This window comes from Mycobacteroides sp. H003, from assembly GCF_001440135.1.
GTDB lineage: Bacteria > Actinomycetota > Actinomycetes > Mycobacteriales > Mycobacteriaceae > Mycobacterium > Mycobacterium gwanakae.
In genome coordinates, this window is the sequence record NZ_LJYL01000034.1 from 240,085 (window position 1) to 264,147 (window position 24,063).

A 24,063-nucleotide genomic window follows, 5' to 3' on the forward strand; every position below is an offset into this window, starting at 1 on the left:
TGACTTTGATGATTACCGGTGCTCTACCGCTTGTCGCATCCGTACACGGAGCTAACTGACGGTAGGTTGACGTCCATGGTTCCCGTTTTTGCCGACGTTGATACCGGAGTCGATGACGCACTGGGATTGATCTTTCTCCTCGCTAGCGAGGATGTAGAGATTGTCGGCATCGCCTCTACTGCGGGCAATGTCTCGGTGGACCATGTTTGCGCGAACAACCTGGGCCTGCTGGAGCTATGCAAGGCCCCGCAGATCCCGGTGTCCAGGGGTGTCGCCGAGCCGTTGAGCGCGGCACTGCGCACCGCCGAAGACACCCACGGACCCACCGGCCTTGGGTATGCCGCACTGCCGGATTCCACCCGCACACTCACCGATTACGACGCGGCCGAGGCCTGGGTGCGGGCGGCACGCGCACACCCCGGTGAGCTGGTGGGCCTGGCGACCGGCCCGCTCACCAACCTGGCGCTGGCCCTGCGCACCGAACCCGAGTTGCCCAAACTCCTCAAACGACTCGTGATCATGGGCGGCTCCTTCGACTACCCGGGCAACACCACACCGGTGGCGGAATGGAATGTCGTAGTCGACCCGGGTGCGACGGCAGAGGTGTACGCCGCCTGGGGAGCAGCTGGCGTACAAGAACTTCCGATCGTGTGCGGCCTGAATCTCACCGAGACCATCGTCATGACACCGGAACATCTGATCAGACTGGCCGAGGCCGCGGGCGCCACCACCACCCCCCTGTCGGTGCTCGATCTTCCATCCAGCCGTTCGTCGGCGAACAACTCGCTGCTGCGGTTCATCGAAGATGCCGTGCGTTTCTATTTCGAGTTCCACATGAAGCAAGACGAAGGCTTCTTGGCGCACATGCACGATCCGTTCGCCGCCGCAGTCGCGCTGGAGCCATCGCTGGTCCAAACCCGCTCCGCTACTGTCGATGTCGAGCTGACCGGTGATCTGACCCGCGCCATGACCATCGCGGACTGGAAGGGGCAGTGGGGCCAGAAACCCAACGCGCAGATCGCGGTGGAAACCAATCCCGAGGTGTTCTTCGAGCGATTCATCGAACGAGTCAGCGTCTTCGCGCGAAGGTTTGACGGCGCGCGCTAATTCCGGCGAGGCCGTCATTCATAAACGCCCTCCACATACCACCGCTGCCGCCGAAAATGCAGGAGCAGCGCCTGACCACCGCCCTTGCCTTCCAGCAGCACTTGGGCCCGAGCGGCCACCGATGCCCGGGTAGGAGTCGGTTCCCGTTCCTCCCACCATCGCTCATCGATCGGCCATGGCCCTGCCCACCAACTCAACTCCCAACGGCCATCACCCCGCCGGACCCTGGCCGGTTCCCCCGAGAACATTCCCCGCCCGGTCACCGTCACCGGTGCTCCATCGACATCCAACAGCTCCACCGGTTCGCCATCCTCACCGAGCAGCACCGCAGGAGCCGGATCGGGCAGCCTCCCGGGCCACGGCGCATCAGGATCGGCCCGCGGGCGCAACTCATCCCCTAAGGGCACCAAAGTAATTCGTTCGGCTGGGCCCCGCCCACCGCTGACCACTCCCACCTGTACCGACTCCTCTCCCAACAGATCCTGAACTCGTGTCAATGCGCGGCGGGCCCGCTGGCGCTCCTCGGCGCCCACCGCTCCCCACAACGTCAACTGCAGCGCTTCGGCGGCCACCACTTCGACCGGCTCCAACCGCAACATCGCCACCGGCCCGTCCAGAGACCGGCGCCGGGCAAGCCAGCCGTCAAGCTGCCAGCGGACCCGGTCGGCCGTCGCCTCCTCGGTGAGCGGCTCGGCACACCGCCACACCCGCGACAGCTCCTGGCCGTCCACCGTCACCGCGTGAATGGCCAACCGGGAGCAGGCAACTCCTGCCGAGGACAGCACCTCGTGCAGGCTCATCGCCAGCGTGCGTCCCGCAAAAGCCGCCGCATCCACCCGGTCGATCGGCGGATCGCATGGCAGCGCGACTCCCAGCTCCGCCGGGACCGCATGCCCCGAGGGAGGGCGCTGCGGTTCGGCTCGCGCATGGCGGTGCGCCTGTACCGCGTCATCGTCGAACCGTGAGGCGACATCGGACCGCGCTAGTTCCGCGAAGGCACCCATGGTGCGTATTCCCATGCGCCACAGCAGATCAACCAAGTCTTCACGCTGCGGATGGCACAGGCTGGGTTCGGCGGCCATCTCTTTGATCGACAAGGACGCCAGGAACTCCGCATCCCCACCGGGCGGTACCAGTGCCGCATGCCGCGCGGCGTACACCGCCGTGGACATCTGATCGGCGATGCCCACCTGACATTCGGCCCCGGCCACCGACACCGCATCGGCCAGCCGCTCGGCCGCGGTCTGCTCGCTGCCGAAGTACCGGGCCGCACCGGCCACCGGAAGCGCCATCAGCCCCGGGCGCAAAATCTCGGCCCCCGGCACCAGGTCATCCACCGCGGCGATCATCGGCTCGAAAAACCGCGCATCGCGATCGACATCGGCCACCGCGATATGCAGCTGTGGACAACGGGCCTGGGACTCGCGGCGGCGCATACCCCGGCGGACTCCCAGCGCCCGCGCGGCGGCCGTGCACGCGGTGACCCTGTTGGCCAGGGTCACCGCCACGGGCCGGGTGGCAGGAAGGTCGGCCATCGCCGCGGCGGCCACCGCCGGCCAATCCGGGCACCAAATCGCCAGCACCCGTGGAGCTTTACGCTGTCGTTTAGGCGGACCTGATCGAGCCACGGCTGCCACACACCTCCCCGGCAGCTCTTGAGCTGGACGTCGCCGCCCCGGCGGCTCTGGGCGCCCTGCGCCCTGTTGCCCGGACCGTCGTCCGCACGCCACGAATTCGGCCCAGGCCACAGGCGGACACCCCGTCATAGCCGGTCACCCGGGCCTGCAACCGCACCGCGGCGCCCTCCCAGTCCCCATCGGCAACCAACAGCGTGCATCCGTTGCTGTGCGCCCGGGCCACCATCGCGCGCGCCGACGTCGAGGTCACCTTTCGTCCCCCCAGACCCAGCACCACCAGATCCATCCCGTCCATAAGCACCGAGGCCACCTCCACCGCACTCAGACCCGGGCGAGGAATCAACGCCAGACGGCTCAGGTCCGCTCCCTTTTCCACCGCCGCCAGCACACTCACCTCCGGCATACCCACAATCGCGGCGTACCCGCCCGCCGCGGTCACCGAAGCCACCACATCCAAGGGCAACGACCGGGCCCCGCTGGCCACCGCGACCGTGCCGCGCCGCAACACGTGCCCTATCGAGCTGGCCAGCGCATCGGATACCGGCAGCAAAGATTGAGCATCCGGTAACGCCTCGTGAAACCGCCCCGCCGATGACCTGTCTCCGCCAACCTTTCCCGATATCGCAGCCATCTGCTGCCGGAGCTTTTGTAGCTGGTCAGCACGGTTCACCAGCATCTCGTCGGCGGCCGTCACTGCCGTCACAACCGCACCTCCAGACACACTCGACTAGAACACATGTTCGATGACTGGAGTAAACACCTCGCCACCGACAACCGTCAAGGCAGGAGGTAGGAACTGGGCCGCTCTGCCGACACGCCGTGTCGTGGCGGATTCGTATCGCACATACCCGCCATGAGGCGCGGTGTCGACGAGACCTAGTCGAGCTGGCGGGTGTGCGCCCAGCGGGTCAACGCGTTGCGATTGGACTGCTGGGTCTTACGCAGCACATTAGAGGCGTGCGTCTCCACCGTCTTGACCGAGATCACCAGATCCTCGGCAATCTCCCGGTAGGTGTATCCGCGGGCAAGGAGCCGCAGCACCTCAAGCTCGCGTGGGGTCAACGAATCCAGCTCCGGATCCAGTGCCGGCTCCGGGGTATTCGACCGCCCGGTGAACGAATCGAGCACGAATCCGGCAAGCCGCGGGCTGAACACCGCATCCCCACCGGCCACCCGGCGCACAGCCTCGGCGAGTTCACTTCCCGAAATCGTCTTGGTGACATAGCCTCTGGCTCCCGCACGAATCACCGCGATGACATCCTCAGCGGCATCCGACACACTGAGCGCAAGAAAGACCGGTCCCGAGCCGCCGACTCCGTTGATGACGGCGACCCCTCCACCGGAGGGCATGTGCACATCGAGCAACACCACATCCGGTGCACTGGATCGTATTCCGGCGACCGCCTCGACAACCGAACCGGCCTCGCCCACGATCTCGATATCCGATTCACCGGCCAGCTCCGCCCGCACCCCGGACCGGAACACCCCGTGATCGTCGACCAGGAATACCCGCAGCATCACTCTTCTTTCTCGTCGACGTCGTAGAGCTTGTACGGCATGGTAATTCGCACCTCGGTGCCCTTGCCGATCTCCGACTTGATCTGCACCTGCCCACCCCGGCGCATCACCCTGGCTTTGATGGAGCGCACGATGCCCTGCCGATCCTGTGGCACCGCCTCCAGATCAAACCCCTTGCCCCGATCCCTGACGAACACACTGATCTGGCCGGGTTCCACCTCGGCATACAGGTTGATATCCGATTGCCCGGAATGTTTGGCAGCATTGACGAGTGCCTCGCGGGTTGCCCCGATCAGCGCTCGTCTGGTCTCGGGTTCCAGAGATAGGTCGGCATCACCGACGATCACCGAATTGACCACCACGGTATGCGCATCCTCCACCTCTCCGGCCACGGTACGTAGCTCCTGCGCCAGAGACGAGTCCGAGGACACCCCCGCGGAGAACAACCAGCTGCGCAGTTCGCGTTCCTGGCTGCGAGCCAGCCGTAGCACCTCGCTGGGGTTATCTGTCCGCTTCTGGATCAGCGCCAGCGTCTGCAGCACCGAATCGTGGAGATGCGAGGCGATCTCTTCACGCTCTTCGGTACGGATGCGCGCGGCACGCTCGGCACCGAGGGCACGCCACAACCGCAACCACAAGGGCACCGTCAGCAGCATTGCGCCCACCAGGGTGGCCGCGATCGCCACCAACGAGTCACGCAGCGAGGACAGATCCACATTGCGCAAGACCACCACGGCGATCCCGCCGAAGACCAGTGCGGCACCGGCAATCACCCGGACCAAGGTCAGTAGCGACGATTTGCCCGACTCCCCCAGCACGGCCGAACTCGGCCCCTGCGAATCGAATTCGCGCCACACCACGGCGAGCCCGACCAGTGCCAGCACGATGGGGAAAACCAGTGCCGCCGTCGAACCACTGACCGTCGACATCAAGATGATCAGCGCGGCAAGACTCAACAGCAATAGCCCCGTCGCCCGCCTGCGGTCCGTTGCGCTGACAGCGGCAACGTCGTCGCCCGGCGGCATCAGCAGCCACAGCAGCCCGTACGCCGCGATGCCCATTCCGCTGGCCGCGCCAAGCACTGCGAAGGCCAACCGCACCCGAAACACCGGAACGTCGAGATGATCGGCGAGCCCCCCGGCGACCCCGGCGATTACCCGGCCACCGGTACGCCGACGCAAGGGCGGGGCGGCAGTCAGCCGATTCCCGCTGGCGAAGGCATTCCGAAACGTGGGACTCACCTCTGCGATACTGCCATGGCAAAGCTCCATAGGGCATCGGGCTTATCCCTGAACCCCCGCCTTGCAAAGATCAGGGTGAATCCTGATGGCGGACATGCCCGCGACTGGGCAACATAGCTGTCATGGACACGGATACCACCACCAAACGGACGCCGTCCTCCACGCTCGGAGACATGTGGCGCACCCGGCCGTTGCGGCTGCCCGGGCACGGCAAGCTGGCGGGTGTTGCCGCGGGAATCGGCTACCGGTACAACGTGGACCCGCTGCTGGTGCGCGTAATCTTCGTGGTCACAACAATTTTCGGCGGGGCAGGCGCCATCATGTATGTGGCGTGCTGGCTGCTGATGCCCACCGCCCGCTACACCACTCCGTACCACGAGTCCAAGGTGAAGATGGTCTTCTGGATCATCGTCCTGCTGCTTGTCGGGGGACCCTTCATCGACCCCGACCGCGATCCCTGGGGATTCGTCAGTGCCGTTGTCCTGCTCGGGGGCTGGTATCTGCTCTATCAGCGCCAGACCGAAACCCCACCACCTCCGGCGAGTTCGACGACGCAGCCCGGCCCGGCCGAAGATGGCGAACCGAACAGCCATACCGCGGCCACCAGCCCTCTCTTACCGCCTCCCCCACCCAACTGGGATCCACTGCGGGCGGCCCCTTTCGCCTGGGATCTACCCGATCCGGCTCCCCTGCCGGCGCCTCCGGCCAAGCCCAAGTCGCCCGTACCCAAGGTAACCATCGGCGCGGCACTCATCGTCAGTGCTCTGCTCGTGGCCATCGGACTGCTGGGCGCCAACTGGGTGACACCCGTCGTGGTCGCGGCAGCGGCACTGGTCGTCCTCGGGGTCGGCTTACTGGTGGGCGCATGGCTTCGCAGCGGCTACTCACTGCTCTTTCTGGCGATACCGCTGGCCGGGTTCGTCGTCGTAGCATCCTCGATCGGTCCGCTCGAGGTGTCACTCAACGTCGGCGACCAAAATTACCGTGTTACAGAGGCTTCCGATATCGAGGAGTACTACGAGGTCGGCGTCGGCACGATCACCCTTGACCTCACGCAGGTCACGCTCACCAACGATAAAACGGTCTACCTCGACGTCGGGATGGGCGATATCCAGGTGCTCGTTCCCCCTTCGATGAATGTACGCACCTCGTGCGAGGTGGGCATGGGCAGCTTCGATTGCCTGCCCTCACCCAAGGGTGTCGGCCCCGTCCTGACAATCAACGCAACGGCAAATGTAGGAAGCATTGAGGTGCAACGTGTCTGAGAACATCGACGAACCAACGACCGGCACCGACAATGAGCTCACCGCGGAAAATCCCGTGGAGCCGACACCGGAGGCCGACACCGACGAGAAGGGCAGACCATCCATCTTGCTAGCACTGTCCGGGCTGGTCGCCCTGCTCGTCGGAGGCTGGGCTTTGACCGGCCAAGACTTCGGAGCGCTAGTGCACAGCAATCTGCTCGGCTGGATCGCGATTGCCGTGGCGATCGCCATCGGCGTTGCGCTGGTGGCGGTTCCAACCCGCCGTAACCGAACCTAGGTAGCTCACTCCCATTCAATGGTGCCGGGCGGCTTGCTGGTGATATCCAGCACTACCCGGTTCACCTCGGGAACCTCGTTGGTGATTCGCGTCGAGATCCGTTCCAGCACCTCATAAGGCAGGCGGGTCCAGTCAGCGGTCATCGCGTCCTCACTGGACACCGGCCGCAATACGATCGGGTGCCCATAGGTGCGTCCGTCGCCCTGCACCCCAACCGAGCGCACATCGGCCAACAGCACCACCGGGCACTGCCAGATGTTGCGGTCCTGACCGGCGGCGGTAAGTTCCTCGCGCGCAATGGCATCGGCACGGCGCAGGGTATCCAACCGATCGGAGGTAACCTCACCGACGATCCTGATGGCCAGCCCCGGCCCCGGGAATGGTTGGCGGCCAACGATTTCCTCGGGCAGACCCAGTTCACGGCCTACCGCGCGGACCTCGTCCTTGAACAGCAGCCGCAGCGGCTCCACCAGGGTGAAGGTCAGATCTTCGGGGAGCCCGCCCACATTGTGGTGGCTCTTGATGTTGGCAGTGCCACTGCCGCCCCCGGATTCGACGACATCGGGGTACAGCGTGCCCTGCACCAGGAACTCGATGCCATCCTCCGAGTTACCGATCGCATCGGAGACGGCGCCCTCGAACGCCCGGATGAATTCACGGCCGATGATCTTGCGCTTGGTCTCCGGGTCACTGACACCGGCAAGCTCACCCAGGAACTTTTCCGCGACATCGACAGTCACCAGCTTGGCGCCCGTAGCCGCCACGAAGTCGTGCTCCACCTGCGCCCGCTCACCGCTGCGCAGCAGCCCATGGTCAACGAACACACAGGTCAGGCGGTCGCCGATGGCGCGTTGCACCAGAGCCGCCGCCACCGCTGAGTCCACCCCGCCGGACAGCCCGCACAGCGCACGCCCGTCTCCGATCTGCGCGCGCACCTGCTCGACCAGCGATTCGGCGATATTGGCTGCCGTCCATGCCGATTCGATGCCCGCGAACTCATGCAGAAAGCGGCTGAGCACCTGCTGTCCGTGCGGCGAATGCAGCACCTCTGGGTGGTACTGCACCCCGGCCAGACGCCGTGCCCGATCCTCGAACGCCGCCACGGGAGCACCTTCGCTGCTGGCGACCACGGTAAAACCTTGGGGTGCTTCGGTTACCGCATCGCCGTGGCTCATCCACACGGGCTGAAGGCCGGGCAGGCCCTCATGCAGGTCTCCGCCCACGACCTTCAGCTCGGTGCGGCCGTACTCGCTGGTGCCGGTGTGTGCGACGGTTCCGCCGAGCACCTGCGCCATGGCCTGAAAGCCGTAGCAGATACCGAAAACCGGAACATCCAAGTCGAATACGGCGGGGTCGAGTTGAGGTGCACCCTCTTCGTAGACGCTCGATGGACCACCGGACAGCACGATGGCCCGAGGGTTGCGTTCCTTGATCTCATCGATGCTCGCCGAGTGCGGGATCACCTCGGAGAACACCCGCGCCTCACGCACGCGCCGCGCGATCAGCTGCGCGTACTGTGCCCCGAAGTCAATGACCAGAACCGGTCGGTCGCCATGCTGCTCCGTTTGCGCCACCGGCTTAGCTTAGTGGCGCTGGGGCTACTTCCCGCTTGCGGGGGACTAGCTGACCGACCGCACCGGTTCGATCGGCAGACTCCGCAATGCACCGGGCGCACCTGCCGGGACGACGGGGTGCGACGGGGGAACCGCCGCCATCCGCTGATACGGCAGACCCTGCTCCGGCCGCAGATCCGTCTCGCCCTTATTGGGCCACAACGACGCCGCTCTCTCGGCCTGTGCGGTGATGCTCAGCGATGGGTTGACGCCCAGGTTGGCCGAGATGGCCGCACCGTCCACGACGTACATGGTCGGGTAGCCGTACACGCGGTGATACGGATCGATGACACCGTCCTCCGGGCTCGTTCCGATCACGGCCCCGCCCAGGAAGTGCGCGGTCAGCGGAATGTTGAACAGCTCGCCCCAGGTGCCACCGGCCACACCGTCGATCTTGGCAGCCAGTCGCCTGGTGGCCTCGTTGCCCGCGGGAATCCAGGTGGGGTTGGGCTCGCCGTGGCCCTGCTTGCTGTCAAGCCGCCGCCAGAACAGCGTCTTCTTGGTGAAGGTGGTGATCGAGTTGTCCAGGTGCTGCATGACGAGGGCGATCACGGTGCGCTCGCTCCACTGCGTCACGTTGAGCATGCGCAAGGTGCCCCTCGGATCGGCACGGGCGGCCTCGATGAGCTGACGCCACCGCGATTTCTCCCCGTCTCCGTCGGTCATCAGGGTCTGCAATAGACCCATCGCGTTGGAACCCTTGCCGTAGCGCACCGGCTCGATATGCGTGTCGCTGGTCGGATGGAACGAGGACGTGATGGCCACTCCGTGGGTGAGGTCCAAATCGTCCTTGTACTCCAATCGGCCTGCACCGACGATGGATTCGGAGTTGGTCCGGGTCAGCACGCCCAGGCGCTGTGACAGCCGGGGCAGCAGACCCTTGTCCTTCATCTTGAACAGCAGGTTCTGGGTGCCCCAGGTACCGGCCGCCAGCACCACGTACTTGGCCGTGTAGGTCTTGCGCCGCTTGCGCACCCAGCGACCGGTGGTCTTGGTGGCGACTCGCCATATCCCGTCGGCGCCCTCCTCGACAGCCGTGACGGTGGTAAGCGGAATGACCTGGGCACCAGAAGATTCGGCCAGTCCCAGATAGTTCTTGACGAGGGTGTTCTTGGCGCCGACCCGGCAACCGGTCATGCAGGAACCGCACTCGGTGCAGCCCACGCGGTCGGGTCCGGCGCCGCCGAAGTAGGGATCGGCCACCTTGATTCCGGGCGCCTTGGCGCCCTCGGGCCCGAAGTACACACCCACCGGGGTGGCGACGAAGGTGTCGCCGGCGCCCATGTCGTCGGCGACTTCCTTGATGAGCCGGTCCGCGTCGGTGAAGGTGGGGTTCTTCACCACCCCGAGCATCCGCTGCGCCTGCTCGTAGTGCGGCGAGAGTTCGGAACGCCAGTCGGTGATGCCCCGCCACTGCGGATCGTTGAAGAACGGCTCCGGCGGCACATACAGGGTGTTGGCGTAGTTCAGCGAACCACCGCCCACCCCGGCACCCGCCAGGATCATGCAGTTGCTCAGCAGGTGAATCCGCTGAATCCCGAAGCACTTGAACATCGGCGCCCACAGGAACTTGCGCAGATTCCACGACGTCTCGGCGAACTCCTCGTCCGCGAACCGGCGGCCGGCCTCCAGGACGCCCACGCGGTAACCCTTTTCGGTCAATCGCATGGCGGTGACGCTCCCGCCGAATCCGGATCCGACAATGAGGACGTCAAAGTCGGTATCTGCTTCAGCTTTCACAGGGACTGCTGCCGGTGATGACATCGTTGGCTACCTCCGCATGGTCACGTTACTGCCCAGTATGGAATACAACGAGGGGGGTAATGTAAATTAGGTCACCCTAAGTAGACACATGTCTAAGAGTTGACGGTCAGCCCGACCTTCTGAAATTCCTTCAGATCGCAGTATCCAGACTTCGCCATCGAACGACGGAGCCCACCAACAAGATTCAACGTGCCAAACGGGTCATCGGAAGGTCCGACGAGCACCTCGCTCAGCGGCGGCCGCTCCCCCACCGCCACCTGCAGCAGCGCGCCACGAGGCAACGAGGGATGCGCGGCAGCATTCGGCCAGAACCACCCGTCACCGGCGGCCTCCTGCGCGGCGGCCAGCGGCGTCCCCAGCACGACGGCATCGGCACCGCAGGCGATGGACTTCGCGAGGTCACCCGAGGTGTGGATATCGCCGTCGGCCAGCACATGCACGTACCGGCCACCGGTCTCGTCGAGATACTCGCGGCGTGCGGCAGCGGCGTCCGCGATGGCCGTGGCCATCGCGACACTGATACCCAGCACCTCGCCGCTGGTCGTCGCGCCCGCGGTCTGCCCGTACCCGACGATGACACCGGCAGCACCCGTACGCATCAGATGCAGCGCCGTGCGGTGATCGATGACGCCACCGGCGACGACGGGGATATCCAGCTCGGAGATAAAGGTTTTCAGGTTGAGCGGCTCGCCGTCACGGGCCACCCGCTCGGCCGAGACGATGGTGCCGTGGATGACCAGCAGGTCGATACCGGCAGAGATCAAGTGCGGGGTGAGTAGCTGCGCATTCTGCGGGCTCACCCGCACGGCGGTGGTCACTCCGGCACTGCGAACTTCTGCGATGGCCGTCGCCAGCAGCTCGGGATCGATTGGCGCCGAATGCAACTGCTGCAGCAGGCGAATCGCGGCGGAAGGCTCGGGCTCCTTCTGGGCGACCTCGACCACCTCGGCGATGCGGGCCTCGACATCGGCGTGCCGGCCCCACAATCCCTCGCCGTTGATGACGCCTAGCCCGCCGGCCCGCCCGAGCTCTATGGCGAACTGCGGCGAAACCAGCGCGTCGGTCGGGTGCGCCACCACCGGAATCTCGAAGCGGTAGGCATCAAGCTGCCACGCCGTCGACACGTCCTGCGAGGAACGCGTGCGGCGCGACGGGACAATGTTCACGTCATCGAGTTCATAGGTACGACGAGCTGTTCTGCCCATGCCGATTTCGACGAGGTCACGCATGTTGACTTCCTTTGCGGTGCCGACTGTTAACGCACGTAGTAGTTCGGCGCTTCGGCCGTCATGGTGATGTCATGCGGATGGCTCTCCTTGAGCCCGGCCGCGGTGATCTGTACGAACTGAGCGCGCTGCAGCTCTTCGATGCTCGATGCCCCGGTGTACCCCATGGCGGCACGCAGGCCACCCGTCAATTGATGCATGACCGTCGACAACGGACCGCGGAACGGAACCCGGCCCTCGATGCCCTCGGGCACCAGCTTGTCTTCGGACAACACGTCGTCCTGGAAGTAGCGGTCCTTCGAGTAGCTCCGCCCGGTGTTCCCGGCAGCACCCCGTCCCTGCATGGCGCCCATGGACCCCATGCCGCGGTAGCTCTTGAACTGCTTGCCGTTGACGAAGATCAATTCACCGGGCGACTCGGCGGTGCCCGCCAGTAGAGAGCCGAGCATCGTCGTGGACGCGCCGGCGGCAAGCGCCTTGGCGATATCGCCCGAATACTGCATGCCGCCGTCGGCGATCACCGGAACACCAGCCAGGTGGCAGACCGCCGAGGCCTCCAGAATCGCGGTGATCTGCGGTGCACCAACGCCGGCCACCACACGGGTGGTGCAGATGGAGCCCGGGCCCACGCCGACCTTCACCGCGTCGGCGCCCGCCTCGATGAGCGCCGCGGCACCCGACCGGGTGGCGATATTCCCGCCGACCACGTCGACGCGCTCACCCACCTCGGCCTTGAGCTTGCCGACCATGTCCAGCACCTTGCGGTTGTGCGCATGCGCCGTGTCCACGATCAGCACATCGACGCCCGCGTCAACGAGCGCCATGGCCCGCGTCCAGGCGTCATCGCCCACACCGACCGCCGCGCCGACCAGAAGCCGTCCGTCGCTGTCCTTGGTGGCATTGGGATGCTGCTCGGTCTTCGCGAAATCCTTGACCGTGATGAGGCCCGTCAGACGGCCATCACCGTCGACGATGGGAAGCTTCTCGATCTTGTTGCGCCGCAACAGCCCCAGCGCAGCGTCGGCAGTCACGCCCTGGCGCGCGGTGATCAGCGGCGGCTTGGTCATCACCTCGGCGACCGGCTTGGACAGATCGGCCTCGAACCGCATGTCCCGGTTGGTGATGATCCCCACGAGCGCGCCCTGAGGATTCACCACCGGTAGACCCGAAATACGGAATCGCGCACACAGCGCGTCGACCTCGGCCAGGGTGTTCTCGGGCGAGCAGGTCACCGGGTTGGTCACCATGCCGGCCTCGGACCGCTTGACCGTCTCGACCTGGCCGGCTTGATCCTCCAGCGACAGGTTGCGGTGCAGCACGCCCATCCCGCCGGCACGCGCCATCGCGATCGCCATCCGGGCCTCGGTCACGGTGTCCATCGCCGAGCTGACCAGCGGCACATTGAGCCTGATCCGCTTGGTCAGCTGAGACGAGGTGTCCGCACCGTTCGGCAACACATCCGATGCCGCGGGCAGCAACAGCACATCATCGAAGGTCAGACCGAGCATGGCGACCTTGTGCGGATCGTCGCCGCCGGTGTGGACGGACCCTGCCGCAATGGTCATTCAAGCCTCCATGCCAGATAGCCGTCGTATACATCCCCAGTGCGCTATGGATGCGCAATAGAGCGGATTATGTCCATCCTATCGGCTCGCCTCGTTCTCGATATCCCCGGACATGCCCCAGGTGAGCTGGCGCGCGAACCCGCGAATTGCGTACTCTAAGAGTGTGCGCGACCACTTTCCGCCGGGATTGCCACCTGACCCCTTCGCCGACGATCCCCATGATCCGTCGGCCGCGCTCGATGCGATCGAGCCGGGCCAGCCGCTCGACCCGCAGGAGCGGATCGCGGTCGAGGAAGATCTCGCGGATCTCGCGGTCTACGAGGCGCTACTCGCCCACAAGGGGATTCGCGGGCTGGTCGTTTGCTGTGACGAATGCCAGCAGGACCACTATCACGACTGGGACATGCTCCGCGCGAACCTGCTGCAGCTGCTCGTTGACGGAACCGTCCGTCCGCACGAACCGGCCTTCGATCCCGAGCCTGAAGCCTATGTGACCTGGGATTACTGCCGCGGATACGCGGATGCCTCACTCAACGAGGCAGCGACCGACCGCGACGGATTCCGCTGATTTAGCCGCTTTCGGCTTACTCGCCGGCGCTCGCGCCCGAGCCGCTGCCGTGGCTGGACGACCCACCCCCGGGATTGGCCGGCGCCACCGGCACCGAAGTCATTGGCGGGGCGTGCCGCGACGGACCGTCTATCCCCGAACCCGCGCTTCCGCCACCGCCGGGGAATCCGTTGATGCTCCCCGAGCCCGGGTTGTTCACGGAACCAGGGCTGTTGATCGAGCCGGGGCTGTTGATGGAACCGGGGTTGTTCACGGGTGCCTGGAAGATCGGTACCGGGTTGTCGGGGGTCCGAGTGATCGGTGACGGCGCCTGAATCGTCGTCGGCGCGGTGATCACCGGAGCGTCAGCAGCTCCGTGCGGGGTGGTGACGATGGTCACTCCGGCGGGAGTCGTCGGGGCGGTCACGATCGATGCCGTAGACGGCACCACGGTGCTGACCGTCACGCTCGGCACCGACGTCGTCACCCCCGGGACGGACGTGGATGTCACGGGCGCCGAGGGTGCCGTCGTCGTCTCCGTCACGATGGACGGGGTCGACGTAGCCGTTGACGTCGATATGGACGGTGTCGAGGTCGCCGGCACCGTGGTCGACGGCGACGTGGAGCCGGCTGAGCCGGAAGTGCTCGTCGATGTCGAACCGGACGAACTGGGGGTCTCCGTCGGCGCCGAGGTGGTGGCGGTCGTCTCCGACGTGGATATGGACGGCGTCGTGGAGGTCGTATCCGACGCCGAGGTTGATATCGACGTCGTGGAAGTCGTCGAGGTCGTGGTGGCCGCAATCACCGGAGGCGACAACATGATTCGCGGCGTCGCGGTCGCCATCTCCGGCGGCACGGTCGCCACGGGGTCCTTGGCATCGATCCTGACCTCCGCCTGCTGCACCCGGCTGGCCAGTTCGGCCTTCTGCTGGGCGTCGCCGACCTCATTCACGCGCGCGGCGGCAACCCCAAGCTGCTGCTGCGCCCCTTCCCAATCACCTTGGGAAATAAGCTTTTCCACCTCGGCGAGTTCGGTCTGCGCCGAGAGCACCACGGGGTCGGTGCGCACCGCCGGGCCCGCGCCGAACAACGAGGTACGCAGCCCATACAACGCGTCACCGGGGTGCGATTGGTACACCGCCGCGCCGAATCCGCCGAAGAGCAAAGTGACAGCAGCGGCCGAACCCACCGTCGTGGCCAGCAGCCGGGAACGGCCACCGCGCTCACGCAGCGCGTTACGCGCCTGCCCGAGAGTGGGTTTGGCCGGCATCGGTTCGCGTCCAACATCCTCGCGCCACGCCGCCAGCATCATCGCCACGGCGTACTCGTCGGAATCGGAAGTCGCCACTGGCAGATCCGCCGCGATGGCATCGATCATCCGATTGGTGCGCCGCAATGCCGCCAGGTCCTCGGGACCCTCGTTCTCCTGCCCGCCCTGGCCGCCGGGGAACCATCCGCGTCCATCAGCCACGGTGATCACCGCCCGCCCGCGTCATCTCTGCCTTCAGTCTCTGCAGTGCCCGGTGCTGCGCCACCCGCACCGCGCCCGCACTACTACCCACCGCATCGGCGGTCTCTTCCGCCGACAGGCCCACGACGACCCGAAGGATCAGGATCTCGCGCTGCTTCTCGGGCAGCACCTCCAGCAGTGCCTGCATCCGCCGCGCCGACTCGGAGTTCAGCGCCTCCTGCTCGGGTCCCGCATGGCGGTCGAACTGCTCCGGAAGGCTCTCAGCCGGATCGGACTTGTCTCGAGCCATCGCACGATGCGCATCGGCCACCTTGTGCGCGGCGATGCCGTACACAAACGCCAGGAACGGGCGTCCCTGATCCTGATAGCGAGGCAGCGCTGCGATCACCGCGAGACACACCTCCTGCGCAACATCGTCTGCGGAGAGACCACTTCTTTCCGCCGTGCCGACCCGCGCGCGGCAATATCGCACCACGACGGGCCGGATGGCACTAAGTACCTCGGAGAGCGCGTCGCGATCGCCTTTGACGGCAGCAGCAACGACGTCGTCGAGCCCGCTCTCCGTACTTGTCATCGACTGCGCATTCCCCAGCGTTACGTGTGATGCACCGTGGTGGTGCTGTTACCTAGGACAATAGCGTTGGCTGCAGACGGGGAACGCATTTAGTCCACCGCCTCAAGACGCCAGCGGCCGCCCGCATGGGCTATCCAGGCGGCACAGTCGCGGCGAACAGCAACAAGGTCTTCGCGGCCCTGCCCCACCTCTCCGGAGGCCGGCAGACTCGCCAACATCGCCGCCAGCGCCCAGCGCAGCGGCACCAGTGCGTTCACCGTCGCAGCCTGCAATCCGCGGGCGGCGACGACCGCGGACTCATCGAAATCACCGGCGCTGCTGAGCGCCGCCGCGAGTACCATCGCTGTCTTGACCTGGTGTCTTACCGAAGGCACGTCACGCGCGAGACGTTCGGCGGTGCAGGCGTACCGCAGCGACCGCGCACCGTCTCCGGACACCATCGCCAGCTCGGCGCGCACCCAGGCCAGCCGCAAAGGCAGGCGCCACGGCCAACGAACATCACCGTGCGCAGACAACGACTCGGCCTGATCCAGTAAAGCGTGAGCAAGTGGGAACCGCGCCAGTCCCAGCGCATCTGCCGCCAGCCCGACAAACGCATCGGACCGAGCCTCGGCATCGCCATCGGCCAGTGCCAACGCGCGGCCGTCCAACCCGCGCGCCTGTGCATGCCAGCCAAGCTGACGCACCAGGGATGCGCGTGTGCTCAGCGCCCGCGAGGCCAACGCGCCGGGCCGCGACACCGCGATGGCATCCAGCTCTGCATGCGCGGCGGCATAGCGTCCGGATCCCCCCAGAGCCACGGCACGCAGCCAGACATCCTCGGGCGTGACGGCGACGGGAAGCGGCCAGATTGCTGGGAGCGGCCCGAAGGCGGCGTCGGTAAGCACCGCTGCTGCGGACGATCGGAAAGTCACCATGGGCGCGGTCACGGTACCAATTCCCCAAGAAATGGAGTTAACAGTTGATGCAGCGGATGTTAAATCCACGTCAACGGACGGCGTAAACAGTTGCCGAACGCCGCATTAAGGAAACGGAAAACCCACGGCCAAAACGGGCTGACCACGCAGGTGAGCGAGCGTTACGTACCAACGAAGAGCAAAGACGATGAACGTGATGTTAATTCTGGACCTAATGGCGTGATGTTGCCATGATCATCGCCTATTGACTGGATTTCGACCGCGCACCTACTTTGTGTACACCGCTTGTCATCGGCGACACGTCTGGTGCTACTTCACTCACGCGCAGGTCGACTGCGCGCGCAGCGAGAGGGTTAACCACATGCCGCAGCCACAGCAATTGCCTGGGCCCAACGCAGATATTTGGGATTGGCAGATGAAGGGCCTTTGCCGAGGGGTCGATTCGTCAGTGTTCTTCCATCCCGACGGTGAACGCGGCCGTGCCCGCGCTCAACGCGAGATGAAGGCCAAAGAGATGTGCCGGGCGTGCCCGGTGCTGGTGCAGTGCCGCGCACATGCGCTGGCCGTTGCCGAGCCCTACGGAATCTGGGGTGGACTTTCGGAGTCCGAGCGCGAACTGATCCTGCGCCGCGGGATACGTCGCTCCGCGTAATACGTACAGCATGCGTTGGGCCCCCGCGACCAGATGGTGGCGGGGGCCTAACGTTTGCGGAGACGCGACCTAGGCGGCGGAGCCCGCCGGCCGGTCATCGACCTTCCAGTTGAAAGCGATCTGCGACCCCTGGACGTCGGTCGCCATGACCGTGACATCGATCGTCTTTCCCTCCGCATCGACGACCGCGCACCGCTGCGTTGCGCCCTTCTCACCCTTCAACGGTCCCTCACACGTGGCGCCAGTGAGCGTGACCCCGGTCTTGTCCCGGATTCCGTCCTTGAGCCCCTGCTCCAGCTTCGCCTTGGCGAGTTCAGGTGACGATGCCCCCAAGCCGAAGTTCGCCTCGCAGCCCGAGAGCAACAGCCCGGCCAGGACAAGCGCCGTCAGTCGTGACATCCGAGTGGCCATCCGTTCAGTAAACCTCGGCAACTCCGAACACCAAAGGCGACGCCTGTCGGCCGGTCCCACCCCCCATAAGGGATTGGGGTGGGACCCCAAACACGGACGCTATTTATTGGTCTCCAAAAGTTACTCATCAGTACGAAATGAATGTTAACTTTTCGGCGCCGGGCCGGGTGTGACCTGCATTACTCATCGCCATCTCGGCGCATGTATTAGGTCATTTATCTCGCACAACGACGGGAACGGGGCATAGATGGACATTCTCAGATGTAGAGAATCAAAATTCACTTATAGCGACCATTGGAGCAAGAGTTCCGAGGTCACATTCGCAAAGAGCGTGAGGAAACTGAGCCAGAGCATTGGCGCCAGCGGTGCTGCCGTGGCGCTGATACTCGCGGGAACATCTCCCGGAGCGCCCGCGGTGCATTCGGCGCTGAGGCCGGCCTATACGGCCGAAGTCCGGTTGACCGGAACCACCATTGGCGTGGGCGGCTCGTTTGAAGGGTTCGGGTTGACCATCCCCGCGTACTTCTACGGCAAGATCGTCCCGGAGGGAGACACGTACCACTCGGTTCCCTATCCGGGCAGTATCAACCTGAATTACCCGATCCTGTCCGACCTCCCCGGCCTGTCCGATCTCCCCTACTGGCCGCAGTCGATGACCAAATCCACCGACAAGGGCGCGTCGTTTGTGCTCACCGACCTGAAAAAAGTGCCGGCGGGCGAGAAGGTCACGCTGGCCGGACTGTCGCAGGGGGCGCAGGTGCTCGAAGTGGTGCGAGCCGCCATGGCCAACGACCCCGCCTACGTCGCGAACGCCCAGAACTACAACTTCACTCTGCTGGGCAACCCATCGCGCCCGGTGGGCGGCATGCTGACGCGCTTAGGGTTCCTCAGCCAGGTACCGGTCTTGAACGACCTCTTCCCCTTCGGCCGGCCAGGCCCGGTCGACAGCCCATTCAAGACTGTCGACTACCAGAATCAGTACGACGGCTTTGCCGACTTCCCCGCCTACTTCAACCCGCTGGCGATCACGAACTCCCTTGTCGGAATCGCTTTCGAACATATCTTTCCCGGATATGCCCTCGACAACCCGAACAACCCGAATGCGGTATCAACTACGGTGGGGAACACGACGTACGTGACCATCCCCCAGCTGCTACCCATCCTGTACCCGTTCCATGTCGCGGCAGCGACGATCGGTGCGCAGCGATTCGTGGACTTCCTCGACCCCGTGCTCCGGGTTTTCGTGGAAGTCGGGTATGACCGCACCGCCGACCCCAGCAGGGTACAACAGCTCAGCCTCTTCACACCGATGAGCAAGATCGTGCAAGCCATTGGCCAACTGCCGGCCGCGATCGCCGAAAGCATGGCGATTCTGGGCGGAAAGCCCTACAACCCGACGGTGCCCGCGCCGATCGTGCCAGGGCAGGCAGTCGATCCGACCGCCACCACAACGGGAACAGCCGAAGCAGTCGGCGCCGAGACAGCGACCGCTCTCTCGCCGACCGGCGTGACCGGGCCGGCAACCCCGGTCAAGGCCGGTCCCACAGGGTTGATCGGCCTGCAGTCGGTGCCGGTGATCGGCCCGATCATCAAAGCCATCACGGCGACGCTGCCCAAGGCACTCGGCAACCTGCTGGCCACAATTGCCAGTAACCCCAACACCGTGCTTGGCCGTATCGTCACGGCACTGGCAGGTACGCCCAACAATGCTCCACCGGCCACCGTTACAGCTCAGTCGCCGGAAAAGCCCGCAGCTGACACGAACCCGCACACGGTGGCGGCAGTACCCGCTTCCCAGGAAGTGGACTCTGCCAAGGCGACCCCGGCTCAGCTGACCGCCAAGTCCGCTCCGCACAGTGCAACTGCTGCGCCGGAGACGAATTCGAGTGCCGCCCACACGCCGCCGCCCGCCGCCGCGACGGGAACCGGCGCACAGGTGCACGAGACAGTGGCTACGCAGACGCCGCAAGCCGAGGAATCCAAGGCCGCCGCCGCTACCGCGCCAGAGAACCAGGAGCCTGCCGGTAAGGCCGCGACGCCTCCGACAAGCTCGCCAGAAGCGACAGCCACCTCACCCAAGAGCACCACACTCACGTCGCCGAAGAACGGCACGGCCAAACCCATTGCCCATGAGGGGGTTTCCTCGTCGGCGGTGAGCGCGCCGGACGTCACGGCCACCTCACCCAAGAGCACGACGCTTACGTCTCCGAAAAATGGAGCGGCCACGGCAGAGGCCACGAGCGGCCGCAAAGAGGCCGCCACGTCAACGTCTGGTTCTGGCCGACCTGAGCATGCGTCCGCAGCATCGGACAACAGCCCACAGGCCAAATCCGCCTCCCCGGTGACGGATAAGAGCAACGGTTCAGCGCAGCCGTCGTCGTCGGGGCCAGACAGTGAGCATCAATCGTCGACGGCAGGGGCCGGTGGGCCGTCCTCGCACTCGACTGGTTCACATGCGGGTTCGGCGGCGAAGGCTTCCAAGGCCGCCGCGTAGCAGTCCTCGACGGGCATAGGAAAACACCCCCGGTCCTGTTGGGCCGGGGGTGTTTTCGCGTGTATGCCTAGTGAGCATGGCCGTGATGGCCGTGCCCGTGATCTGCTTCCTCGGCCGGCTTATCGACGATGCTGGTCTCGGTGGTCAGGATCATCCGTGCGGCGGATGCCGCGTTGATGACGGCCGAACGTGTCACCTTCACCGGATCGATGACGCCATCGGCGATCAGGTCGCCGTACTCGAGCGTGGCCGCATTGAAGCCATGCCCCGCGTCCAGCTCGGCTACCTTGCTGACCACAACGGCTCCGTCCAGCCCCGCATTGGCGGCGATCCAGAACAGTGGCGCGGACAACGCGGACTCGAACACGTCGACACCCTTGGCCTCGTCACCCTTGAGCTCGACACGCAAACCGTCCAGCGCCGAACGAGCCTGCACCAGGGCGCTGCCGCCACCGGCGACGATGCCCTCCTCCACGGCGGCCTTGGCCGCCGAGACGGCGTCCTCGACACGGTGCTTACGCTCCTTGAGTGCGGTGTCGGTGGCAGCGCCCACCTTGATCACCGCGACACCGCCGGCCAGCTTGGCCAGGCGCTCCTGCAGCTTCTCGCGGTCCCAGTCAGAGTCGGTGGTCTCGATCTCCGCCTTCAGCTGAGCGACACGCGCCTTGATGGCATCCTCGGTGCCGCCGCCCTCGACGATGACCGTCTCGTCCTTGCTCACCACGATGCGGCGTGCGGTGCCGAGCACCTCGATGCCCGCCTCGCGCAGCGACAGACCCACATCGGGGTTGACCACCTGGGCGTTGGTGACGATCGCCAGGTCCTCCAGGAACGCCTTGCGGCGGTCGCCGAAGAACGGCGCCTTCACCGCGACGGCCTTGAGGGTCTTACGGATCGCGTTGACGACCAGAGTGGACAGCGGCTCACCCTCCACGTCCTCGGCCACGATCAGCAGCGGCTTACCCTCCTTGGCCACCAGCTCCAGCAGCGGCAGCAGATCGGGCAGCGAGCTGATTTTGTCGCGATGCAGCAGCACCAGCGCGTCTTCCAGGATCGCCTTCTGCTCATCGAAGTCGGTCACGAAGTACTGCGACAGGTAGCCCTTGTCGAACTGCACACCGTCGGTGATGACCAGCTCGGTGTTGATGGTCGACGATTCCTCGACGCTGACCACACCGTCGCCGCCAACCTTGGTCATGGCCTCGCCGACCAGCTCGCCGATCTCCGGATCGCGCGAGGAGACCGTGGCCACCTGGGCGATGGCGTGCTCACCGGACACCGGTGCGGCCACCGTCAGCAGACGCTCGGACACCGCGTCCGCGGCGCGGGCGATACCGGCGCCGAGCGCAATCGGGTTGGCACCAGCGGCCACATTGCGCAGACCGGCCTTGACCAGTGCCTGCGCCAGCACCGTGGCGGTGGTGGTGCCGTCACCAGCGACGTCGTTGGTCTTGGTCGCCACCGACTTGACCAGCTGGGCACCCAGGTTTTCGAAGGGGTCTTCCAGGTCGATGTCGCGGGCGATGGTGACGCCGTCGTTGGTCACGGCGGGACCGCCGAATGCCTTGGCCAGCACCACGTGCCGACCACGGGGACCGAGCGTGACCTTGACCGCGTCGGCCAGCTTGTTGACCCCGGCTTCCAGGGCGCGGCGCGCGGTCTCGTTGAATTCGATCAGCTTGCTCATGTGTTCTCTCTATTCGGCTGATTCAGCACCGACAGGAATGGGTAAAACGCGTGCCGCCCCGGAAAACGCCTGCAACGCAGGTGGTTTCCGGGGCGGTCACACGGTGTTACTTGCTAACGACAGCCAGCACGTCGCGAGCCGACAGGATCAAGTACTCCTCGCCGTTGTACTTGATCTCGGTGCCGCCGTACTTGCTGTAGATGACGACGTCACCCTCGGACACGTCCAGGGGGATCCGCTTTTCGCCATCCTCATCCCAGCGGCCGGGGCCAACTGCGACGACGGTGCCTTCTTGCGGCTTCTCCTTGGCGGTGTCCGGGATGACCAGACCGGAAGCGGTCGTGGTCTCGGCCTCATTGGCCTGTACGAGGATCTTGTCCTCGAGTGGCTTGATGTTCACGGCCACAGTGATCCCTTTCCCTCTCAGGGTGGCTCGGTGGGCCTGATGCCCATGAGCCTGGATTGTCAACAGATGCTTCGGCGGCCGGATGAGTGCCGCGCCGTCGTCGCGGGTGCCGACACGACGTCAACCGATCGCCATCTAGCACTCTATACATGAGAGTGCTAGCGCTCAAGGCTGGGTTGTCGTTACCCGCTCAGGGTCCCGGGATCCATGAGCAGGTGGGCCGACACATCACCGACCATCTCCACATCCACCCGGCGCGAGCTGAAGTACCACCCGTGCTCGTCACGGCCGAACGTATCCCGGTATCGACCCACGACGATCGGCTGCAGCGGCAGCTGCTCGGTGGCCTGCACCACGCAAAACGTCGACCGCGCCGAGGCCGTGCGGTCGCCCTCGACCTCCACGATCGGGTTGAGCACCAGATGCCTGGTGCGCGGGGTGCCGCCGGTCTCGCGGTAGCGACGGGTGGTGGTGAAGAAGAGCTTGGTAATGGCCGAGGCGCCCGACACACTGCCCTGCTCGCCGCCGAAGGAGCCGCGGCCGAGGAGCTCCCCGACTCCGTCGAAATCCCCCGCGTCCATCAGCTCGGCGTATCGATACAACAGATCGGTGATGGCAAGGCGGTCGGCCACGCTGTCGCTGGGGCCCGTCACCGCACCTGCCCCTTCACCACCGGTAGCCCAGGATCCGCCGCGGCCTGCAGCGAGGAGGGCTCGGCGCCCGCAGCCACCAGATGCGCCGCGAAGGAAGCGATCATGGCGCCGTTGTCGGTGCACAACCGCAGCGGTGGCACGCGAAGCGTCAGACCGGCCTCGGCACACCGCTGCTCGGCAAGTACGCGTACCCGCGAGTTGGCGGCCACACCACCGGCGATCAGCAGCGTCGAGACCCCCAGGTCCGCCGCCGCGCGCACCGCCTTCATGGTCAACACATCGGCGACCGCCTCCTGAAAGCCCGCAGCCACATTGGCGGCAGAGAAATCCGAGTCTTCGCGGTGTTTTTCCATGTAGCGGGCAACGGCCGTCTTAAGCCCCGAGAAACTGAAGCTGTGTCTGTCGTCGCGCGGCCCCGTCATGCCTCGCGGAAACGGGACAGCCGATGAATCTCCTTGTTGCGCAAGCTCGTCGAGTACCCTGCCGCCCGGGTACCCCAGACCGAGTAACCGCGCGACCTTGTCATAGGCCTCACCGGCGGCATCATCCACTGTGGCACCGAGTTCCTCGATGGGCTCGGCCAGCGAGCGCACATGCAGCAGACTGGTGTGCCCGCCCGAGACCAGCAGCGCCACGCATTCGGGCAGCGGCCCGTTCTCGTAGACATCGGCGGCAATGTGCCCGCCCAGATGGTTCACCCCATAGAAGGGCACACCCCAGGCCAATGCCAGCCCCTTGGCGGCCGATACCCCGACCAGGAGCGCACCCGCAAGACCCGGACCGATGGTCGCGGCGACCACGTCGGGCTTCTGCACGCCTGCGATGTCCAGCGCGCGCCGCGCGGTGACGCCGAGTGCCTCCAGATGCGCGCGGGACGCGATCTCCGGCACCACCCCACCGAAACGTGCATGCTCGTCGACGCTGGAGGCCACCTCATCGGCCAACAACACCACCGACCCGTCGGGGGTCAGCTCGGCGATACCCACTCCGGTTTCGTCGCAGGAGCTTTCGATGGCGAGGATGACTGTCATGGCCGCA

General features: G+C 65.5%; 22 protein-coding genes. 6 read left to right on the top strand and 16 right to left on the bottom strand.

The features are described 5' to 3' along the window. Window positions 1-75: 75 nt before the first annotated feature. A complete protein-coding gene (locus AOT87_RS21250) occupies window positions 76-1,107 on the top strand; it encodes a nucleoside hydrolase (protein WP_057968002.1) in 1,032 nt (343 codons plus the stop codon). 14 nt (window positions 1,108-1,121) lie between these two features. On the opposite strand, the gene AOT87_RS21255 is transcribed toward AOT87_RS21250, so the two are convergent. From AOT87_RS21255 to AOT87_RS21270, 4 genes are all read right to left on the bottom strand, one after another. After that, window positions 1,122-2,690 (bottom strand): DNA polymerase Y family protein, encoded by a 1,569-nt coding sequence (locus tag AOT87_RS21255; RefSeq protein ID WP_198528411.1) that lies wholly within the window; start codon window positions 2,688-2,690, stop codon window positions 1,122-1,124. A 22-nt stretch (window positions 2,691-2,712) separates the two neighbouring features. Beyond that, window positions 2,713-3,447 (bottom strand): hypothetical protein, encoded by a 735-nt coding sequence (locus AOT87_RS21260; protein WP_057968010.1) that lies wholly within the window; start codon window positions 3,445-3,447, stop codon window positions 2,713-2,715. A 173-nt stretch (window positions 3,448-3,620) separates the two neighbouring features. Beyond that, window positions 3,621-4,259, bottom strand: a complete 639-nt coding sequence (locus AOT87_RS21265; RefSeq protein WP_191985278.1) for a response regulator transcription factor — start codon at window positions 4,257-4,259, stop codon at window positions 3,621-3,623. A gap of 2 nt (window positions 4,260-4,261) precedes the next feature. Continuing rightward, on the bottom strand, window positions 4,262-5,533 hold the full coding sequence (locus AOT87_RS21270; protein WP_225421949.1) for an ATP-binding protein: 1,272 nt from the start codon (window positions 5,531-5,533) through the stop codon (window positions 4,262-4,264). Between the two features lie 92 nt (window positions 5,534-5,625). Between AOT87_RS21270 and AOT87_RS21275 the strand changes: the two genes are divergently transcribed. Further along, window positions 5,626-6,768, top strand: a complete 1,143-nt coding sequence (locus AOT87_RS21275; protein WP_046254591.1) for a PspC domain-containing protein — start codon at window positions 5,626-5,628, stop codon at window positions 6,766-6,768. Beyond that, window positions 6,761-7,045: a hypothetical protein gene (locus tag AOT87_RS21280; protein ID WP_057968003.1), complete on the top strand. Its 285-nt coding sequence runs from the start codon at window positions 6,761-6,763 to the stop codon at window positions 7,043-7,045. The genes AOT87_RS21275 and AOT87_RS21280 overlap by 8 nt, the downstream gene beginning before the upstream one ends. Before the next feature lie 5 nt (window positions 7,046-7,050). Here the strand turns inward: AOT87_RS21280 and guaA are convergent, their stop codons facing one another. The 4 genes from guaA to guaB form a co-directional block, all read right to left on the bottom strand. After that, a complete protein-coding gene (gene guaA, locus AOT87_RS21285) occupies window positions 7,051-8,619 on the bottom strand; it encodes a glutamine-hydrolyzing GMP synthase (protein ID WP_057968004.1) in 1,569 nt (522 codons plus the stop codon). A gap of 45 nt (window positions 8,620-8,664) precedes the next feature. Beyond that, on the bottom strand, window positions 8,665-10,422 hold the full coding sequence (locus AOT87_RS21290) for a GMC family oxidoreductase (protein WP_057968005.1): 1,758 nt from the start codon (window positions 10,420-10,422) through the stop codon (window positions 8,665-8,667). 92 nt (window positions 10,423-10,514) lie between these two features. Further along, complete coding sequence (locus AOT87_RS21295; protein WP_057968006.1) at window positions 10,515-11,651, bottom strand: GuaB3 family IMP dehydrogenase-related protein; 1,137 nt, start codon at window positions 11,649-11,651, stop codon at window positions 10,515-10,517. Between the two features lie 26 nt (window positions 11,652-11,677). Further along, entirely contained in the window at window positions 11,678-13,213 is a 1,536-nt protein-coding gene (gene guaB / locus AOT87_RS21300) for an IMP dehydrogenase (protein WP_057968007.1), read from the bottom strand. 163 nt (window positions 13,214-13,376) lie between these two features. Here guaB and AOT87_RS21305 point away from each other — a divergent pair, with 163 nt between their 5' ends. Further along, window positions 13,377-13,781, top strand: a complete 405-nt coding sequence (locus tag AOT87_RS21305) for a DUF5319 domain-containing protein (protein WP_005056069.1) — start codon at window positions 13,377-13,379, stop codon at window positions 13,779-13,781. 16 nt (window positions 13,782-13,797) lie between these two features. Here the strand turns inward: AOT87_RS21305 and AOT87_RS21310 are convergent, their stop codons facing one another. The 3 genes from AOT87_RS21310 to AOT87_RS21320 form a co-directional block, all read right to left on the bottom strand. Beyond that, the gene (locus AOT87_RS21310) at window positions 13,798-15,231 is read right to left on the bottom strand and encodes an anti-sigma-D factor RsdA (RefSeq protein ID WP_057968011.1); all 1,434 of its coding nucleotides are present in this window, start codon (window positions 15,229-15,231) and stop codon (window positions 13,798-13,800) included. After that, window positions 15,224-15,805 carry a sigma-70 family RNA polymerase sigma factor gene (locus tag AOT87_RS21315; protein ID WP_046254595.1) on the bottom strand — a complete coding sequence of 194 codons (582 nt, stop codon included), beginning with the start codon at window positions 15,803-15,805 and terminating at the stop codon, window positions 15,224-15,226. The genes AOT87_RS21310 and AOT87_RS21315 overlap by 8 nt, the downstream gene beginning before the upstream one ends. Window positions 15,806-15,894: 89 nt before the next feature. Continuing rightward, complete coding sequence (locus AOT87_RS21320; protein ID WP_057968012.1) at window positions 15,895-16,722, bottom strand: hypothetical protein; 828 nt, start codon at window positions 16,720-16,722, stop codon at window positions 15,895-15,897. A 361-nt stretch (window positions 16,723-17,083) separates the two neighbouring features. Between AOT87_RS21320 and AOT87_RS21325 the strand changes: the two genes are divergently transcribed. Then, window positions 17,084-17,374, top strand: coding sequence for a WhiB family transcriptional regulator (locus AOT87_RS21325; protein WP_030096777.1), 291 nt, complete (start codon window positions 17,084-17,086; stop codon window positions 17,372-17,374). A gap of 69 nt (window positions 17,375-17,443) precedes the next feature. Here AOT87_RS21325 and AOT87_RS21330 read toward each other — a convergent pair whose 3' ends face one another. Beyond that, complete coding sequence (locus tag AOT87_RS21330) at window positions 17,444-17,773, bottom strand: DUF4333 domain-containing protein (RefSeq protein ID WP_057968008.1); 330 nt, start codon at window positions 17,771-17,773, stop codon at window positions 17,444-17,446. Between the two features lie 343 nt (window positions 17,774-18,116). Here AOT87_RS21330 and AOT87_RS21335 point away from each other — a divergent pair, with 343 nt between their 5' ends. After that, on the top strand, window positions 18,117-20,279 hold the full coding sequence (locus AOT87_RS21335; RefSeq protein WP_234796478.1) for a PE-PPE domain-containing protein: 2,163 nt from the start codon (window positions 18,117-18,119) through the stop codon (window positions 20,277-20,279). 67 nt (window positions 20,280-20,346) lie between these two features. Here the strand turns inward: AOT87_RS21335 and groL are convergent, their stop codons facing one another. The 4 genes from groL to tsaD all read right to left on the bottom strand — a co-directional run bounded on the left by groL (window position 20,347) and on the right by tsaD (window position 24,056). After that, complete coding sequence (gene groL, locus AOT87_RS21340; RefSeq protein ID WP_057967504.1) at window positions 20,347-21,966, bottom strand: chaperonin GroEL; 1,620 nt, start codon at window positions 21,964-21,966, stop codon at window positions 20,347-20,349. Between the two features lie 106 nt (window positions 21,967-22,072). Next, window positions 22,073-22,372: a co-chaperone GroES gene (gene groES / locus AOT87_RS21345; protein ID WP_005056050.1), complete on the bottom strand. Its 300-nt coding sequence runs from the start codon at window positions 22,370-22,372 to the stop codon at window positions 22,073-22,075. 182 nt (window positions 22,373-22,554) lie between these two features. After that, on the bottom strand, window positions 22,555-23,025 hold the full coding sequence (locus AOT87_RS21350) for a nuclear transport factor 2 family protein (RefSeq protein ID WP_081346470.1): 471 nt from the start codon (window positions 23,023-23,025) through the stop codon (window positions 22,555-22,557). Further along, window positions 23,022-24,056 carry a tRNA (adenosine(37)-N6)-threonylcarbamoyltransferase complex transferase subunit TsaD gene (tsaD, locus tag AOT87_RS21355; protein WP_057967503.1) on the bottom strand — a complete coding sequence of 345 codons (1,035 nt, stop codon included), beginning with the start codon at window positions 24,054-24,056 and terminating at the stop codon, window positions 23,022-23,024. Before tsaD ends, AOT87_RS21350 begins: the two co-directional genes overlap by 4 nt. Window positions 24,057-24,063 lie beyond the last annotated feature (7 nt).